Origin of the sequence: Cellvibrio zantedeschiae (assembly GCF_014652535.1) — a bacterium.
GTDB lineage: Bacteria > Pseudomonadota > Gammaproteobacteria > Pseudomonadales > Cellvibrionaceae > Cellvibrio > Cellvibrio zantedeschiae.
This window is the reverse complement of the sequence record NZ_BMYZ01000003.1, coordinates 415,133-433,810: the sequence shown is the minus strand read 5'-3', so window position 1 is coordinate 433,810 and position 18,678 is coordinate 415,133. Positions and strand designations below refer to the sequence as shown.

Annotated in this window: 16 protein-coding genes; 4 read left to right on the top strand and 12 right to left on the bottom strand. The window is 45.8% G+C overall.

Features of this window, described 5'->3' with window-relative positions; all coding sequences use genetic code 11:
* Nucleotides 1-31: 31 nt before the first annotated feature.
* The 12 genes from atpB to rpmH form a co-directional block, all read right to left on the bottom strand.
* On the bottom strand, nt 32-949 hold the full coding sequence (gene atpB, locus IE104_RS15970) for a F0F1 ATP synthase subunit A (protein WP_189420340.1): 918 nt from the start codon (nt 947-949) through the stop codon (nt 32-34).
* Between the two features lie 36 nt (nt 950-985).
* Nucleotides 986-1,399, bottom strand: coding sequence for an ATP synthase subunit I (locus IE104_RS15965; RefSeq protein ID WP_229838013.1), 414 nt, complete (start codon nt 1,397-1,399; stop codon nt 986-988).
* 213 nt (nt 1,400-1,612) lie between these two features.
* Nucleotides 1,613-2,524 (bottom strand): ParB/RepB/Spo0J family partition protein, encoded by a 912-nt coding sequence (locus IE104_RS15960; RefSeq protein WP_189420339.1) that lies wholly within the window; start codon nt 2,522-2,524, stop codon nt 1,613-1,615.
* 38 nt (nt 2,525-2,562) lie between these two features.
* A complete protein-coding gene (locus IE104_RS15955) occupies nt 2,563-3,366 on the bottom strand; it encodes a ParA family protein (RefSeq protein WP_189420338.1) in 804 nt (267 codons plus the stop codon).
* 48 nt (nt 3,367-3,414) lie between these two features.
* The gene (gene rsmG, locus IE104_RS15950; RefSeq protein WP_189420337.1) at nt 3,415-4,071 is read right to left on the bottom strand and encodes a 16S rRNA (guanine(527)-N(7))-methyltransferase RsmG; all 657 of its coding nucleotides are present in this window, start codon (nt 4,069-4,071) and stop codon (nt 3,415-3,417) included.
* A gap of 270 nt (nt 4,072-4,341) precedes the next feature.
* The gene (gene mnmG / locus IE104_RS15945; RefSeq protein ID WP_189420336.1) at nt 4,342-6,255 is read right to left on the bottom strand and encodes a tRNA uridine-5-carboxymethylaminomethyl(34) synthesis enzyme MnmG; all 1,914 of its coding nucleotides are present in this window, start codon (nt 6,253-6,255) and stop codon (nt 4,342-4,344) included.
* Between the two features lie 679 nt (nt 6,256-6,934).
* The gene (locus IE104_RS15940; RefSeq protein WP_189420335.1) at nt 6,935-7,720 is read right to left on the bottom strand and encodes a nucleotide-binding protein; all 786 of its coding nucleotides are present in this window, start codon (nt 7,718-7,720) and stop codon (nt 6,935-6,937) included.
* 103 nt (nt 7,721-7,823) lie between these two features.
* Nucleotides 7,824-9,188, bottom strand: a complete 1,365-nt coding sequence (gene mnmE, locus IE104_RS15935; RefSeq protein WP_189420333.1) for a tRNA uridine-5-carboxymethylaminomethyl(34) synthesis GTPase MnmE — start codon at nt 9,186-9,188, stop codon at nt 7,824-7,826.
* Between the two features lie 2 nt (nt 9,189-9,190).
* Nucleotides 9,191-10,840: a membrane protein insertase YidC gene (gene yidC / locus IE104_RS15930; RefSeq protein ID WP_189420331.1), complete on the bottom strand. Its 1,650-nt coding sequence runs from the start codon at nt 10,838-10,840 to the stop codon at nt 9,191-9,193.
* A 1-nt stretch (nt 10,841) separates the two neighbouring features.
* The gene (yidD, locus tag IE104_RS15925; protein WP_189420328.1) at nt 10,842-11,123 is read right to left on the bottom strand and encodes a membrane protein insertion efficiency factor YidD; all 282 of its coding nucleotides are present in this window, start codon (nt 11,121-11,123) and stop codon (nt 10,842-10,844) included.
* Nucleotides 11,120-11,539: a ribonuclease P protein component gene (gene rnpA / locus IE104_RS15920; RefSeq protein WP_373298516.1), complete on the bottom strand. Its 420-nt coding sequence runs from the start codon at nt 11,537-11,539 to the stop codon at nt 11,120-11,122. The genes yidD and rnpA overlap by 4 nt, the downstream gene beginning before the upstream one ends.
* Before the next feature lie 29 nt (nt 11,540-11,568).
* On the bottom strand, nt 11,569-11,703 hold the full coding sequence (gene rpmH, locus IE104_RS15915; protein ID WP_189420326.1) for a 50S ribosomal protein L34: 135 nt from the start codon (nt 11,701-11,703) through the stop codon (nt 11,569-11,571).
* Nucleotides 11,704-12,162: 459 nt separating this feature from the next.
* Here rpmH and dnaA point away from each other — a divergent pair, with 459 nt between their 5' ends.
* The 4 genes from dnaA (at nt 12,163) to gyrB (ending at nt 18,669) form a co-directional block, all read left to right on the top strand.
* A complete protein-coding gene (dnaA, locus tag IE104_RS15910) occupies nt 12,163-13,650 on the top strand; it encodes a chromosomal replication initiator protein DnaA (RefSeq protein ID WP_189420324.1) in 1,488 nt (495 codons plus the stop codon).
* 213 nt (nt 13,651-13,863) lie between these two features.
* Nucleotides 13,864-14,967, top strand: coding sequence for a DNA polymerase III subunit beta (gene dnaN, locus IE104_RS15905; RefSeq protein ID WP_189420322.1), 1,104 nt, complete (start codon nt 13,864-13,866; stop codon nt 14,965-14,967).
* A 53-nt stretch (nt 14,968-15,020) separates the two neighbouring features.
* Nucleotides 15,021-16,121: a DNA replication/repair protein RecF gene (recF, locus tag IE104_RS15900; protein ID WP_189420320.1), complete on the top strand. Its 1,101-nt coding sequence runs from the start codon at nt 15,021-15,023 to the stop codon at nt 16,119-16,121.
* Between the two features lie 127 nt (nt 16,122-16,248).
* Entirely contained in the window at nt 16,249-18,669 is a 2,421-nt protein-coding gene (gene gyrB / locus IE104_RS15895) for a DNA topoisomerase (ATP-hydrolyzing) subunit B (RefSeq protein WP_189420318.1), read from the top strand.
* Nucleotides 18,670-18,678 lie beyond the last annotated feature (9 nt).

Below are 18,678 nucleotides of genomic sequence, written 5' to 3'. Positions count from 1 at the left end.
TTAAAACAAAAAAACAAACCAAAAACAAAAATTAATGCGCTTCGTCGTTTTGATAAGCCAAGCTCATATAAACGATGGTCAACACCATAAAAATTAACGCTTGCAAATAAATAATCAAAAGGTGGAACAGCGCCCAGATAATTTGTACTGCAACGGCTACACCGGCAAACAACCAACCTGCACCGTACATAATCGCAACAAGGATAAAAATAATTTCGCCCGCGTATAAGTTACCGAATAAACGAAGACCCAGTGAAACGGGTTTAGACAAAAGCGTTGGCAATTCCAAAACGAAATTCACCGGAATAAACAAGGTTTGAACAATAGGGTTGCTACTGCTGAAAGGATGCAAAGTTAATTCTTTAATAAAACCCAAAAGACCTTTTTGGGTAATGCTGTACCATAAAATCAATACGAATACACAAAGAGCCATACCCAAAGTAATGTTTGGATCTGCCGATGGAACTACTTTGAAGAAAACTTCGTGCGGATTAGCGCCCAATTGCACGCCGATTTTTTCAGCAATTTGCGGCAACAAATCGATTGCCAACAAATCCATAGAGTTCATGAACAACACCCAGACAAAAATTGTCAGAGCCATAGGTGCGATCATTTTGTTGTGATAGGGGAACATGCTCTTTACGTTGCTTTCAACTAACTCAACGGCACATTCAACGGCGTTTTGTAATCCAGTGGGTGCATCCGAGGTTACTTTTTTGGCAACGCTGCGGAAAATCAAAAAGAACACAAGACCCAGGAAAAGCGACCAACCCATGGTATCCACGTTAATTGCCCAAAAGCCCATTGCTTTGGCTTCTGCGCCGTTAGCAGCAAAACCCCATGAGCCATCTGGCAATTGACCATAGGTCAAATTGGTTAAGTGGTGCTGGATATACTGTGATGACGTGAGCGCCTCGTGGTGCTCAGCTACATGTTCAACGTCTGACATTTGTTAATCCCAAAAGTAAAAATAAAACCAGTAGCATCAACGCCGGCGAGCACTCTTATTTTTTAAGAGTCTGCTGCGAGCCAGCGGATATACAAACGCCATTGACTGGGCAATGACGTAAGCAGCAAACATTAACAGCGCATAGGGCGGCTGTTTGAGAAGCGTCGTTTTTTTGAAAGCGATCAAAAATAACAAGGCTGCAATAATAAACTTTCCAATCTCTGCCACATAAAAGGCAGCCAGCATCTGTCCGGGTGTTTTCCCCAGCGCAGGGCGAAACGCAACAATCGCAAGCCAAAAATTAGCTAACGAACAGATCATTCCACCAGACAGGATTGCAATTGCGGCTTGGTTACTGACGAGGAGCGCAACAAGGCTCAACCCGACACTAACGACAACTTGAGCAGCAACAATCTGCAAAGCAAAAGCACGACCTTTGGGTTCTGCCACGTAAGGCACAGGTCGGGACGAATTGGTTGGACTCGTCAAAGTGCTTTTCTCTTGGATTGTCTCAGGAGCTGTTATTACTTTTAGTAACAATCAGTCTCGTTTATCGCTCAATTTTGGCGCAGGCATTATAGTGACAAAGGTCACGCGCAGCAACCACGCAGGCGCTGCATTTCCAACACTTCTATCGGTAATCCGGACTTATTTTTACCGCCGTTATTGGATATGCCCCAAAATGCCGTCCAGTTCATCCAGCGAGTTATAAGTAATCACTAACTTGCCCTTGCCCTTGGTGCCATGCTGGATTTCAACCGCCGCACCCAATTTTTCCGAAAGACTGTTTTCCAGACGGCGGATATCCGCAGAAGGTTGGTTATCCGGTTTGACCTTTTCGTCTTTCTTGCCTTCCTGATACACGCGAACCAAAGCTTCGGTCTGGCGAACCGATAAACCTTTGGCCACAATCTGACGGGCAATGTCACGCTGGGCAGCGGCTTCCAAGGTCAGGATAGCGCGAGCATGGCCCATTTCCAGGTCGCCATGTTCCAGCAAAGTTTTGACTTCGTCATTGAGCGCAATCAAACGCAAGAGGTTTGTTACAGTCGCACGGGATTTACCCACAGCTTGCGCCACTTCCGCATGCGTTAATTCAAATTCGTCTTGCAGTCGCTTAAGCGCAACGGCCTCTTCGATTGGATTTAAATTTTCGCGCTGGATGTTTTCGATCAGTGCCATAGCGATGGCAGCTTCATCGGGAACATCGCGAATCACCGCCGGGATTTTATCCAGACCGGCTAATTGGGTCGCGCGCCAGCGGCGTTCACCGGCGATAATCTCATAGCGGCCTTCACCAATCGGGCGTACCACAATCGGCTGCATAACGCCCTGAACTTTGATGGACTCGGACAATTCTTCCAAAGCTTCAGGGTGCATATCGCGACGCGGTTGGTATTTTCCGCGCTGGATAATTTCTACCGGTAAATGTGCAAGCTTGCCATCTTTGTATTCGAGTTTTGCATCCTGGTCGCTCGGTACCAGCGGCATTTCCGGCGCCGGCGCGGTTACGCCAAGACCTGCACTCAAAAGTGCATCCAATCCTTTACCCAAGCCTTTACGTTTTGTCGACATCAGAAATAAACCTTATTCAATTTTTAGCTTTATTAAATTTAGTGCGCGGCTTCAGCTGCTGGAGCTGATTTGCTTGCGGCTTCATTGCGACGCAAAATTTCGCCGGCTAATGCAAGGTACGCAATGGCACCTTTGGACTGACGATCAAACGCCAGAACCGGCATACCAAAACTTGGCGCTTCCGCCAGGCGCACATTGCGCGGAATGCAGGTGCGATAAAGTCTATCGCCAAAATGTTGCGTTAATTGTGCTGACACATCGTTGGTCAAACTGTTGCGCGGATCGTACATGGTACGCAACAGGCCTTCGATTTTTAAGTCGGGATTCAACACGCGCTGGATTTGGTTGATGGTATTCACTAAGGCCGACAAACCTTCAAGCGCGTAGTATTCACATTGCATCGCAATGATCACACCGTTGCATGCGGTCATGGCATTCAGCGTGAGCATATTGAGCGATGGAGGGCAGTCAATCAAAATATAATCGAAATCATCTTTCACTTGATTCAATGCATTTTGCAAACGGCGCTCTTTATTATCGAGCGCAAGCATTTCAACTTCCGCAGCTGTCAGGTCACCATTCGCGGGCAGCACTTGATACTTTCCGCTTTCAGAAAGCACTAGACAATCTTTAATAGATTCACGCTCGGTGAGTACATCGTAAATCGATTTTTCAATTTCATTTTTATTCACACCACTGCCCATAGTGGCGTTGCCTTGTGGATCCAAATCCACCAGCAAGACACGCTTTTTGGTCGCAACCAACGAAGCGGCAAGATTCACACAGGTTGTAGTTTTACCCACACCACCTTTCTGATTTGCAATAGCGTATATCTTGGTCAAGTGAAAATCCTTTAACCACAAGGTGGTTTTCAGTATTTGTGAATTCGATTATTTTTTTGTTTGCAGCACTAACAGGTGACGCTCACCATCGGTTTCTGCAACATCTAATTTTATACTTTCCAGTAGTTCAATTTTTTCGGCGATGGGCGTTAATTCATCTTGTGGATACATTCCTTTCATCGCCAAAAACACACCCTCGTTTTCCAGCAAGTGCACACAACCTTCAGTCATATCTTGCAAGCTGGCAAAAGCGCGGCTGATTACAGCGTTAAATTTTTGCGCTGGTTGAAATTCTTCGACACGGCGATTTTCAACACTGACATTTTCTAATTTCAATAAAGTTTTTACATGAAAGAGAAAACGCGTTTTTTTTCCGGCGCTGTCAAGCAGCGTAAATTTTTTTCCGGGAAACATTATGGCTAATGGAATTCCCGGTAAACCGCCGCCTGTACCTACATCAATTACATTTGCAGTTGAATGTTGTGTTTTAAAAAAATAGGGCACCACACTCAAACTATCCAGCAAATGGCGCGCAACCATTTGGCGGATATCGCGAATCGCCGACAAGTTATAGGCCTTGTTCCATTTATCGAATTCGCGGATATAACCAAGCAAATTAGTAATCTGCGACTCGGCCAGCACAATATTCATTTCTTTTGCGCCCTGAACGAGAATTTCACGCAAATCTTTTTCTAAATCACTCACTCGATAAAACTCTTTTAGTCATCATGGCTTGTTAGCAACGCGCCAGTTATCCCGCGAAGCGGAAAATTTTATTTTTCAGGGAGTCGTCATCCTCGCGTAGCGGGGATCCAGCTCTTGATTTTTGTTTCTTTAATTCCAAGGTGATATTTGCATTCATGTCTGTAAGCGTCTTGCAAATATCATCAAGAATTTCCAAGAGTTGTCTTAGCTTCAATAATTTTAAAGCTGGATCCCCGCTACGCGAGGATGACGACTCCCTATTAAAACTATTTACGATGCTTGCTGTTCGGCAGCATCTGACGCTTTCATACGCTTCAACATGCCATGCTTTTTCAAGTACATGAGCAATTGTGAAATCGCCGCCGGTGTAATACCAGAAATTCGCTGTGCACGCGCCAGCGTTTGCGGCCGCGCAGCGGACAATTTTTGTTTCACTTCGTTGGAAAGACCTTCTACCAAACTGTAATCAAAATCATCCGGCAAAATCGTATTTTCATAAGCGCGCAAGCGATCAATTTCTTCTTGCTGGCGATCGATATAACCAGAATACTTCGCTTCGATTTCAATTTGCTCGGCAACGAATTCATCATTGACTGCTTCACCTTTTAAAGTGGCTACTTGATCGTAGGTTAATTCGGGGCGCTTCAACAAATCGTGCAAGCTGTATTCGCGAATTAATTTGGTGTTGATGATGGCTTCAACTTTTTCAGCTTCCGGTGACCCGGCTTGAATCCAGGTGGATTTCAAACGCTCTTGTTCGCGCGCAATATTTTCGCGTTTCTCGCAGAAAGCTTGCCATTGTTCATCGCCAATCAAACCTAATTCGCGTCCTTTTTCGGTCAAACGCAAATCAGCATTGTCTTCGCGCAACAACAAACGATATTCCGCGCGGCTGGTAAACATGCGGTAAGGTTCTTTGGTACCGAGGGTAATCAAGTCATCAACCAATACACCCACATAGGCTTGATCGCGATTCGGACACCAAGCTTCTTTTTCTTGCGCGCGCAGCGCAGCGTTTATGCCCGCAAGCAAACCTTGCGCACCCGCTTCTTCATAACCGGTGGTGCCGTTAATTTGGCCGGCGAAAAATAATCCACCGATCACGCGGGTTTCCAAACTGTGTTTTAAATCTTGTGGATTGAAAAAATCGTATTCGATTGCATAACCAGGACGAAGGATATGTGCGTTTTCAAAACCTTTCATGGAGCGCACGATTTCCAACTGCACATCGAACGGTAAGCTGGTGGAAATTCCGTTGGGATAAAGTTCGTGCGTCGTCAAACCTTCGGGCTCGATAAACACCTGATGGGAATCTTTGTCCGCGAAGCGGTGAATTTTATCTTCGATGCTTGGGCAGTAACGCGGACCAATACCTTCGATCACACCAGAGTACATGGGCGAGCGGTCAAGGTTACGACGAATTACATCGTGGGTTTTTTCGTTGGTGTGCGTCATGTAGCAGCAAATTTGGCGCGGATGCATAGCGCGATTGCCACGCACGGACATTACCGGCACAGGCGTATCGCCCCATTGTTTTTCGAGACCGTCGAAATTTACGGTGCGCGCATCAATGCGCGGCGGCGTTCCGGTCTTCAAACGGTCAACACGCAGCGGCAATTCACGCAAGCGTTTTGAAAGTGCGATTGACGGTGGATCGCCCGCGCGACCGCCCGAATAATTTTGCAAACCAATGTGGATCAAACCGCCCAGGAAAGTACCCGCAGTTAATACAACTTGATTAGCGAAAAATTTCAAACCCATTTGGGTCACAACACCACGAATCTCGTCGTTCTCAACAATCACGTCATCTGCCGCTTGCTGGAAAATCCACAAGTTAGGTTGGTTTTCGAGAGTTTCGCGAATCGCGGCTTTATAGAGAATTCGATCAGCTTGCGCGCGGGTCGCACGCACCGCTGGGCCTTTGCGGGCATTGAGCACGCGGAACTGGATTCCGCCTTTATCGGTCGCGAGCGCCATAGCGCCGCCGAGGGCATCAATTTCTTTTACCAGATGGCTTTTGCCGATACCGCCAATCGCCGGGTTGCAGGACATTTGGCCAAGGGTTTCGATGTTATGGGTCAGCAATAGGGTTTTGCAGCCCATGCGCGCTGCAGCCAAACAGGCCTCAGTCCCAGCGTGGCCGCCGCCTATCACAATTACATCAAAACGTTCCGGAAAAATCATCGAGCAACAACCTTGCAGCGCAGCTGCGTGTTAATACGTTGGGCACTATCCAAGAAACCGCAAAAACGGCTTTTTGGAAAAGGGCACGCATTATAGAGCGAGTTGAGCAATTGCACAAAACATGTACAGGGTTTAATCAGCTTATTTTTTGCACGAAAACTTATTCTGTTACAACAGAGGAAAATATTTAAATAAATATATATAGAGATATTTAGAAGGTTAAAAGATGTTGTAATTAATATGCGAAAGGAAATCTGTGGATAAGGATAATATTTATATATTTTTCAATGGCATATTAGAAGGAAAACCCTTAGGGAAAGATGCTCAAAAGCTACTGCTAAGTTGAAAATAAGCTGTCAATGAAAGCCTAAGTTATACAAGCGACGCCAGAGATCTGAGTTATCCCCAAAAGTATCGCAAGCTTTTATGCAGAGACCCCACAGAATTACACACACAAATGTGAATAATTATTAAAACCCCAGTAAAAACAGTTATTTATGGCGTAAATCTCTATTTTTTTGTGGATAACCTGTGTAAGTGTGTGGAAAAACATGAAAATAACTTTGTATAAACATGTCTGTTACTGGAATGTTTTGGTTTTTAGATCAGGATTTACCATCTATAAAGCTGCTGTCTAAATCCCGGAAAATAAACTAAAAAATTTATTTAAGAGGCTTATTTAAGAAACGTTAGAAAGCGAATGAATGGATTTTTGATCTGTTTGTGAATCCAATAAGTCTGCAGAAAACCCTTGTGCGTCTAACCAACGCAATAATAAATCCCAATCCTGACGATCGCGTGCATGGCTTTGTTGTGAATAATCGCTAATTCCACAGCCTTCGCTATAGGCTTTTATATAGTTCTGGGTGTCACGCAGAGTCGCTGGATAAGGAATGTTGAGGCTCAGCAAAAATTTTTGCAGACGTTGCCATGCGTGAGTTTGGTGTTTAACACGATTGGCAATCACAGCGATTGGGCGGCGCTGTTTACGCATGGCCTGGGTTAGCAACATATTGCCGATAAATTTGGCACCGGCGCGTATATCAATATCAGAAGGTAAAACAGGCACCAGGATCAAATCATGGTTTTGGATAATGTCATTTAAGGCGATATCCGATAATCCCGGTGGAGCATCGGTAATTAACCAGCGCGTGGATTTTGGTGCACGCCACTGGAAACTCAATGTGGTGCGGGTGTTGTGTGCGATCTTTACACCGTGAATTTTGGGCAAATCTGGCGAACGTGAGGCCAGCCAATAACTGGCTGAAGCTTGAGGATCTGCATCCACCAACACTGTAGTTTGCCCCCGTTGTGCTAACCAGGCGGCGAGATTGGTGCTGAGTGTGGTTTTGCCGCTACCTCCTTTTCCATTGATCACTAATATGCGACATGCTGATAAAAGTTGGATGGCGACTAGCGGCTCGCTATCTGTTTTAACTTTATTGATGAAGGGAGATTTATTCATAGTTGTGTACAATTAACTGCTTAATTATTAAGCAGTATAGACACAGAATAGGAAATTGAGCTTTATTGCGCGAGATGGTGACTTGTTCGCGTTTTTTAGCGGCTTATTTACCGATACAAAAGCTACTGAAGATACGGCCAAGTAAATTGTCGGGTGTAAATTCACCGGTTATTTCACTCAGGGCATTTTGCGCCTGGCGCAAGTCTTCAGCGAGTAGCTCTCCGGCGGCATAACCATGTAATTGAGCTTTGCCGAGTGCAAGGAAAGATTGGGCTCGTTCCAGTGCATCCAAATGACGGCGGCGAGCGGTAAATCCACCTTCACCACTGTTACTGAAACCCATAATATCTTTGAGATGTTGCTTTAAATCATCCACACCAACACCGGTTGCGGCACTTATACCTATATAAGAAGCACCATTGGCGAGTTGGATAAGACCAGCTGACTCACCACTTACATCAATTTTGTTGCGAACAAGCGTAATTTTGGTTGGATCGAGCTTATTGACAAATTCTGGCCAAATCTTGTCGGCTTCTAATTCCTGCGTACTGCCGCTATCAACCAATAGAAGAACTCGATCTGCTTGCTGGATTTCTTGCCAGGCGCGCTGGATACCAATTTGTTCAACTTCGTCCGGGCTATCACGCAAGCCTGCAGTATCAATGATATGCAGCGGCATACCATCAATATGAATATGTTCGCGCAGTACATCACGCGTTGTACCTTCAATACTGGTGACGATTGCGGATTCACGGCCACTTAATGCATTTAATAAACTGGATTTTCCGGCATTGGGACGACCGGCAATAACCACGCGCATACCATCGCGTACTAAAACACCTTGTTTGGCTTCTTTAAAAACCTGGGAGAGCTTTTGTTCGATACTGGCTAAATCGCTGGCGACTTTACCATCAGTGAGAAAATCAATTTCTTCTTCGGGGAAGTCGATAGAAGCTTCGACATAGATCCGTAGACTAATCAGCGCTTCAACCAATTCATGGATGCGAACCGAGAAAGCACCTTGCAAGGAGTGAAGCGCATTTTTTGCCGCTTGCTCGTTTGTGGCATCGATCAAATCGGCAATAGCTTCGGCTTGGGCAAGATCCAGCTTATCGTTTAAAAATGCGCGTTCAGAGAATTCGCCCGGTCTGGCTAGACGAATGCCAAGTTGGGTAATTTCACGCAACAGTAAATCGAGAATAACCGGGCCGCCATGGCCTTGAAGTTCAAGGACATCTTCACCAGTAAAGGAATTGGGGCCGGGAAAAAATAAGGCGAGGCCTTGATCGAGAATTTCACCTTGGTTGGAATAAAACGGAGTGTAATGCGCAAAACGCGGCTGAAGTGGTATTTTTAATAGATGTTCGGCAACTTTAACAGCTTTATTGCCGGAGATGCGAACTATACCGACACCACCGCGACCTGTCGCAGTGGCGATAGCAGCGATGGTGTCTGTATTTGGATTCATAATTAAGCTTTACTGGTATCTGCGTTTTCAATTTGCTTGGTAATTACATACTGCTGGGCAATGGTCAAAATGTTGTTGGTTACCCAATACAACACCAAGCCTGCAGGGAACCACAAGAACATAAAGGTGAACACCAAAGGCAACATTTGCATTACGCGTGCTTGCATTGGATCAGTCGGTTGTGGATTGAGTTTTTGCATAAACCACATGGTTACACCGTAGATCAGTGGCAATACATAGTAAGGATCCATTACCGATAAATCCTGAATCCAGCCGTAGAAAGGTGCGTGGCGAAGTTCTACGGATTCCATCAACACCCAATACAAGGCTAAAAATACCGGCATTTGGATAAGCATGGGCAAGCAACCACCGAGTGGATTTACTTTTTCGTCTTTGTAGAGCTTCATCATCTCTTGCGACATCTTTTGGCGGTCATCGCCATAACGCTCTTTCATTTCAGCCATTTTCGGGGCTAACTTCTTCATTTTCGCCATAGATCTGTAGCTGGCGGCAGAGAGATGGAAGAACAAAGCTTTTACAATGACGGTTAAACCAATAATGGCCAGACCCCAGTTGCCTAGGAACGCATGTATATGTTTTAGCAACCAGAACAGGGGTTCACCGATCATCCAGAGGAAACCATAATCAACAGTTAAATCCAAATGGGGAGAAATTTTTTCAAGCGCATCTGTATCTTTCGGGCCCGCATAGAAATTTGCTTTGACGCTGCCTTGCGCACCAGGCGCTACTTCAACCGGGCTGCCAATAAAACTGAACAGGAAAACATCGTTTGTCCCTTGTTGGCTCAGCTTGAAAGTATTGGTGGTGGCTGGATCTGGAATCCAGGCACTGATGAAGTAATGTTGGATCAAAGAAACCCAGCCGCCTTGTTCGGTGGTTTCGAAGGGCGCTTTTCTCAAATCATCAAACTTAACTTTTTTGTAATTTTCTTCTTTGGTTGTGACCGCACCACCAAGGTAGGCGCTCATCATCATGGCATTGGTTTTGGCGAAGTCTTTACTGTCGCGTTTGATTTGGCCGTAGAGTTGGCCGTTCCATTTGTTCGCACTTTGGTTATCAATTAAATACTCAACGCCTACAACATATTGGCCGCGAGTAAAGGTAAAGCGTTTGGTAATTTTCACCTGATCCTGTTGCAGGCTTAAATCAACGGTCAAAGTATCCTTGCCGTTTTCCAACGCGTATTCAGATTTTTCTACGCTGTAGGTTGGGCGACCTTGGGCGGTATCAGTTGCATTGGCACCCACTAAACCACTTTGGATGCGGTAGAGGTGATCGGGTGTGTTATCAATCAACACGAAAGGCGAATCCGGATTTTTAATATCAATCAAATGACGCGGTAGAGCCACGCGAACAATATCGCCACCCACTGGATCAATATTTACCAACAAACTGTCAGTCGCTACTTTAATTACACTGGTTGAAACTGCAGCTGGCACATTGGTTGGTGCACTTGCGTTGGCTGTAGCGGCAGGGATATCGCTGGATTTAGCCGCTGCTGCTGGAATTTCGGTAGTAGAAACCGGAGCAACTAGGGGCGCGTGTAATTCTTGATAAGTATTCCAGCGAATTGCCAGCATAAAAAGAACGGCCAGAATTGCCGCGATCAGTATATTTTTTTGCCAATCCATCTTATTGACTGCCATCTGTAGGTTGTTGAAATGAATTTGTATTTTTATGTAGTTCGGGTTTGATCACAGGATCTAATCCACCCGGGTGCCAAGGGTGGCATTTTAGTAGGCGACGCAAGGTTAAATAACCCCCTTTTGTCACCCCAAAAGTATTAATTGCCTCTTCCGCATAATGCGAGCAAGTCGGATAAAAACGACATTGGTTACCAATCCAGGGACTCAATAAGAAGCGATAGCCATGAATGCATTTTATGGCTAGATGGCTTGGGCTTATTGCCTTCATGATTGTTGTTCCGACTTGGCTTTTTGAAACTTGCGAATCAAACGTTGCCACTGCGCGTTGAGTTGTTCAATCAAGACTGCATTGGTCGAGTCATGCATGCCTTTGCGCGCGAGCACGATAACATCTATACCCGCTAATTGTTGCTGTTTTACACGAAAAGTTTCGCGAATCAGACGTTTCATCCGATTTCTATCAACTGCGTGGCGAATGTGTTTTTTAGCAATGACTAAACCCAAGCGCGGACAATCGAGCTGGTTTTGGCGAGCGAGAAATAGGAAGTGTTGGTGCGAGGTGCGAAGCGGTGCGTCATCAAAGACGCTTTGAAAATCGCTAGAGTTGAGCAGGCGCATCGATTTGGTAAATGCTTGACCAGATTTCCGGTCACCTTGCCATTCGATGGTAATGGCCTGCTTCACTCTAGAGATCCATCAAATACGGGAGACTATTAAACAGTTAACTCTTTACGACCTTTAGCGCGGCGACGAGCCAATACCAAACGGCCGTTTTTAGTAGCCATGCGAGCACGGAAGCCGTGGTTGCGAGCGCGTTTAAGAGTACTTGGTTGGAATGTTCTTTTCATGAAACTAAACCTGTTGTAGAGACAAATAAATCACACGGTGTGTGAAAGACGCGGGATTCTAATGAAGTTGTGCTTATAAAGCAAACAGTTTTCACTTAAATGCCCTATTTACTCGCAGAGTGTTAATAATCACTGCTTACACTCAGTTTATCCATACTATATCAACAGGTTTATCCACAGTTTATAGGTGATAAGGATTTTTAGTTTATTTTTTAAGCAAATCATAAGTTGTTGAATTTTTAGCACTTTGAATAGTCATTAAAAATTATTGCAGAGATTTATAGTCTAACTGTGGATAACTTTATAGGTTGGGAGTACACTGCCTTTTCTTAAAAATTCATTCCCTAAAAACCTCTGTATAACCCATTTTATGTGGCGTTTTTGGCTATTTTTTGGCCTGCGTACATAGATGTAGGTTTGCAGTCCTATATATAGATAAGATCGTCGGGAGTTTCACCTTTGTCGCAGTCAGTTTGGAAATTATGCGCATCCAGTTTGCAGGATGAATTGCCTTCGCAGCAGTTCAACACCTGGATTAAACCCTTGCAAATTGACGAAGTGGCAAGCCCCAATGAATTGCGTTTGTTGGCCCCTAACCGTTTTATCAGCAATTGGGTGGAAGAGAAGTTTTTAACCCGTATTAAAGAATTAGTTGCTCATTTTCAGGAAGGCTCACATTTATCGGTGGTTATTGCTGTAGGTGCAAAACCCCAAGCGGCCTTTGAGCAAGTTCGCTCACCAATCAGTGTGGCGCCCTCGAATTCGGTAAATTCACTTGCTTCTTCTATATCTACTATAAAGGAAGCAACACCCGCTGCTCCTTATATAGAACCCAAGCCAGAAGAGGTGCCTGAAAAATCCCGACGCTCCAACGATGACTCCCAGCGAGTTGCCCAAGAGGCAGAAGTTGAAGGCGGTTTAAAACACAGCAACTATTTAAATGCTGCATCTACCTTTGCAACTTTCGTAGAAGGTAAGTCCAACCAGTTAGGTTTGGCTGCGGCCCGCCAGGTGGCAGAAAATCCCGGCGGTGCCTACAACCCCCTCTTTATATATGGCGGCGTAGGTTTGGGTAAGACCCACTTGATGCAAGCCGTGGGTAATGCGCTGGTTGCGAAAAATCCCAATGCCAAAGTGGTGTATCTCCATTCCGAGCGTTTTGTGGCGGATATGGTGAAAGCGCTGCAATTAAATGCGATCAACGATTTCAAACGCTATTACCGTTCCATGGACGCACTCCTTATCGATGACATCCAGTTCTTCGCCGGTAAAGAGCGTTCGCAAGAAGAATTCTTCCATACCTTCAATTCACTGCTGGAAGGTGGTCGCCAAATTATTCTCACTTGTGATCGCTTCCCCAAAGAAATTAATGGTTTGGAAGAGCGCTTAAAATCGCGCTTCGGTTGGGGTTTGACGGTTGCGGTAGAACCGCCTGAACTGGAAACTCGTGTGGCGATTTTGATGAAGAAGGCCGAGCAGGTAAATATAGAGTTACCACACGATGCCGCCTTCTTTATTGCGCAACGAATTCGCGCTAATGTACGTGACCTTGAAGGCGCTCTGAAACGTGTAATCGCGAGTGCGAATTTTACTGGTCGTGCGATTGATGTCGAACTGGTACGCGAAGCACTAAAAGACTTATTAGCGTTGCAGGATAAACAAGTCGGTATCGACAATATCCAGAAAGTCGTTTGTGAGTATTACAAAATAAAAATGAACGATATGGTGTCCAAACGTCGTAGTCGTTCGGTAGCTCGACCGCGCCAGGTTGCTATGGCGTTGGCGAAAGAATTAACGAATCACAGCTTGCCCGAAATCGGCGAAGCCTTTGGTGGACGCGACCATACCACTGTATTACACGCTTGCCGAAAAATTAAAGAATTGCAGGAAGAAACCGCGGATATTCGCGAAGATATGAAAAACTTGCTGCGGTCGCTAACAACTTGATTTATAAAAGAGGCTTTCGCACGAATACTGCGCTCGATAGAACTGTGTTAAAAATCATTTAAAAATGCTCACTTACTTCGTGTAAGCTCCGCTTTTTAAATGATTTTTGCCTTTTTCTACCATCGCTCGCTACTTCGTGCAAAAGCCTCTTAGGCTGTGTTGATTTTTTAATAAAACCTTTAGATCCCGGACGATAACAAAAGAGACCATCACATGAAATTTGTCGTATCCCGCGAGGCGCTACTTAAACCCTTACAATTGGTTGCAGGTGTGGTGGAGCGTCGTCAAACGCTGCCCGTTTTGTCTAATGTGTTAATCGTATTAAATGGTGATCAACTTTCCTTAACGGGTACGGATCTTGAGGTCGAAATTATTGGTCGTGTTCATTTGGAGCAAGCCGGCGACTCAGGTGAAATCACTGTGCCAGCACGTAAGTTGGTAGATATCTGCAGATCGCTACCAGATGGCTCTAAGTTGGAGTTTATCCAGGAAGATCAACGCATAATTCTAAAATCAGGACGTAGCCGTTTTACTTTATCGACTTTGCCAGCTTCAGACTTCCCCAATGTGGAAGATTCACCCGGCAATTTGCGTTTCAGCTGCGCGCAGCAAGAAGTTAAACGTCTTATCGAGCGCACTGCATTTGCCATGGCGCAACAAGATGTTCGTTATTATTTAAACGGTATGTTGTGGGAAGTTCGCCAGGATCAATTGCGTGTAGTCGCAACCGACGGTCACCGCATGGCCATGTGTACGCGTGCAATTGCAGTTGATACTGCCGATGTAACCCAGGCAATTTTGCCGCGCAAAGGCGTGTTGGAATTATCCCGTCTTTTGGATGATTCAACGGCGCAAGTTGAAGTGACTTTAAGTGGTAACCATATTCGTGTTACTTCTGTGGATTACACCTTCACCTCTAAATTGGTAGACGGTAAATTCCCGGAATACGAGCGTGTACTTCCACGCGGTGGCAACAAAACTATTATTGGTTCGCGTATTGAATTGAAACAGGCCTTTGGCCGTACCGCGATTTTGTCGAACGAAAAATACCGTGGCGTGCGTCTTTTGTTGTCGGATGGTTTGCTAACAATCGTTGCAAACAACCCGGAACAGGAAGAAGCCGAAGAACAAGTTGTTGTGGATTATGCTGGTGATAGTTTGGAAGTAGGCTTCAATGTAAGTTACTTGCAAGACGTTACTAACGTTATCCAAAACGAAAATGTAAAAATTACTTTGTCAGATGCTAACTCCAGTGCGCTTTTGGAAGAGCCAGAGAACAGTGATTCATTGTATGTTGTTATGCCAATGCGCTTGTAAGAGCGCATTTTGTTTAGTTCCAATATTATCCTTTCTCTCTTGCTGTTGGTCGTATGACCTTAAAACGTCTCTTTATCCAGAACCTTCGCAACCTTAACTCGGTGGATGTACAACCATCCCACCGGGTTAATCTCATTTATGGCGAGAATGGTTCTGGTAAAACCAGCGTTTTGGAAGCGATTAATGTGCTCGCTTTAGGGAGATCTTTCCGCAGCCACAAGCACAAACCGCTTATTTCCAATGGCCAAAATGCGTTTACGATCTTCGGCAAAGTACTTGCTGATGACCATGCAGAAGTTCCAATCGGTATAAACCGGCAATTGGATGGAACTGCCAGCTTTAAGGCTAATGGAAATTTGGTAGGTTCGGCTGCCGTATTGGCTTCTTATCTTCCAGTACAGACGATTAATTCAGATACTTTTTTGCTGTTAGAAGGTAGTCCAAAGGTACGTAGGCAGTTCATCGATTGGCTAGTGTTCCACGTGGAACATAAATTCTTTCAAACCTGGAAAGATTGCCAGCGTTGTTTGAAACACCGCAACAGTCTGCTGCGGCATGATAGAATAGATCCCTTTGAGTTATCGACCTGGGATCAAGAGCTGGTGCAGCTTACAGAGCAGCTTCACCTCTATAGAGCCGAGTGTTTTGAGATATTTAAAACAACGTTTTACGAATTACTACAAGAATTTATCAGTGTTGATGGTATTGCTATTGGCTACTATCGAGGCTGGGATAAAGAAAAATCCTATGCTGATGTACTGGCAGCAGGCATAGATCGCGATCGTCAACAAGGTTATACCCATATGGGTAGCCACAGGGCAGACTTGCGCATTACTGTAAACGGCCAAAACGCGGCAGAAATACTGAGCCGGGGCCAACAAAAACTACTGGTATGTGCCCTTAAGATTGCCCAAGGTTATGTGTTTTCACGCATGACTGGCCGTAAAACTGTGTATTTGATTGATGATTTACCGGCTGAGCTGGACGAGAAGCATCGTGAATTGCTGACTCGTTGGCTTGATGCCATGGCTACCCAAGTGTTTATCACCGGGGTAGAGCAGGATAGTTTGCTGTCATCCTGGCACAACAAGCCTGAAACAGAGATAAAAATGTTCCACGTGGAACAAGGTTGCGTGACTGAACATAGTCCGTGATCGACTAAAGGGACAGCTTTTAATAGAAGCCAAGCCTTAAAAAGAGATCAATTTTAAGAATTTATACACGACTTAAACCCTCTTAACAGACGCGAGTGGGTTCACCGAATAAAAAGTGGAGATAGCTATGTCAGAAGAGAACACTTACGACTCGTCCAGTATTCAGGTTCTTAAGGGCCTGGATGCAGTACGTAAGCGCCCAGGGATGTACATTGGTGATACCGATGATGGCTCGGGCTTGCACCACATGGTGTTTGAAGTGGTCGATAACTCTATCGATGAAGCCTTGGCTGGCCACTGTTCTGAGATTAAAGTGGTGATTCACCCCGATGAAACCATTTCTGTAGCCGATAATGGCCGTGGTATCCCAACGGATATGCACGAAGAAGGTGTATCGGCGGCAGAAGTTATCATGACTATCCTCCATGCGGGTGGTAAGTTTGACGATAACACCTATAAGATTTCCGGCGGTTTGCACGGTGTGGGTGTATCGGTTGTGAACGCGCTGTCTGAGTATTTGAAGCTGACGATTCGTCGCGGTGGCAAGATTCACGAACAAATCTACCGTCACGGTGTGCCTGATGAACCGCTAAAAGTCGTGGGTGACACCACAACTACCGGTACTGAGACTCACTTTAAGCCTTCGGCTGAGACCTTTACCAACATTGAATTCCACTACGAAATCCTCGCCAAGCGCTTGCGTGAGCTGTCGTTCCTGAACTCCGGCGTGCGTATTGTGTTGAAGGATGAGCGCAGCGGCAAAGAAGAAGTCTTCCAATATGAAGGCGGTCTGCGTGCATTCGTGGATCATCTCAACAAAAATAAAACTCCTATCAATAAGATGGTTCACTTTGTTTCCCTGACTCGCGCTGACGGTATAGGCGTAGAAGTAGCCTTGCAGTGGAACGATTCCTATCAGGAAAACCTCCTGTGCTACACCAACAACATTCCCCAGCGTGATGGCGGTACCCACTTAGCCGGTTTCCGCGCTGCCTTGACCCGTGGTTTGAACAACTATATTGACAAAGAAGGCTTGGGTAAGACTGCCAAAGTGGCCACTACCGGTGATGACGCTCGTGAAGGCCTGACTGCCATCATTTCAGTAAAAGTTCCAGATCCTAAGTTCTCCAGCCAAACCAAAGACAAGTTGGTATCTTCTGAGGTGAAAGCCGCAGTAGAGCAGGAGATGGGTGAACATTTCGGTAACTATCTGCTGGAAAACCCGGGTGAAGCCAAGGCGATTGTGGGCAAGATGATCGACGCCGCCCGCGCCCGCGAAGCTGCGCGTAAAGCGCGTGAAATGACTCGCCGTAAAGGCGCGCTCGATATCGCTGGTCTGCCCGGTAAGTTGGCGGACTGCCAAGAAAAAGATCCAGCATTATCAGAAGTTTACCTGGTAGAGGGTGATTCGGCGGGTGGTTCAGCCAAACAAGGCCGCGCCCGTAAGACACAAGCAATTCTGCCGCTGAAAGGTAAGATCCTGAACGTAGAAAAAGCGCGTTTCGACAAGATGTTATCCAGCGCTGAAGTCGGCACTTTGATTACTGCCCTCGGCTGCGGTATCGGTAAAGAGGATTACAACCCGGATAAACTGCGCTACCACAGCATCATTATCATGACCGACGCCGACGTGGATGGATCGCACATCCGCACCCTGCTGTTGACCTTCTTCTTCCGCCAAATGCGCGAGTTGGTTGAACGCGGCCATATTTATATCGCCCAGCCACCACTCTACAAAATCAGTAAAGGTAAGCAAGAGCAGTATTTGAAAGACGAAGCGGCCATGACAGAGTTCTTGACTCAGGCAGCTTTGGAAGGCGCGAGTCTTCATGTAAATGCTGATGCGCCCGGCATTGCCGGTGAAGCCTTGGAAAAACTGGTTCAACAATACCGCAAGGTAATGGCAACTATCGATCGCCTATCGCGTTTGTATCCGGCAATTGTGTTGGAGAAGTTGATTTACATGCCAGCACTGCGTGCAGAGCACTTAACGGATCAAGGCCATATACAGCAATGGTGTGACCAGATGCTCGCCCGCTTCGCTTTGGACGCGCGTGCAGGTAGCCAGAAGTACAACATCGTTGTGCGCGAAGACACCGAACGTCATTTGTTCTTGCCGGTAGTGGAAATTATCGCCCACGGTATTTCTAACTACTTCCCGTTCAACCAGGACTTCTTCGGTTCAGGTGAGTACGCATCGATAGTGTCGCTCGGCCAAAACCTTGAAAATCTGATTGAGGAAGGCGCCTATATTCAACGCGGCGAACGTAAGCAACCACTAACTAGCTTCGCCGACGGCTTGGAGTGGTTGATGAAAGAATCGCGCAAAGGCTACAACATCCAGCGCTATAAAGGTCTGGGTGAGATGAACCCTGAGCAATTGTGGGAAACCACCATGAATCCGGAAACTCGCCGTATGCTACGCGTGACCATTCAGGATGCGATTGCAGCTGATCAAATTTTCACCACATTAATGGGTGACCAAGTTGAACCGCGCAGGGATTTCATTGAAACCAACGCGCTGGCGGTAGCAAACCTTGACGTTTAATCGATCTTG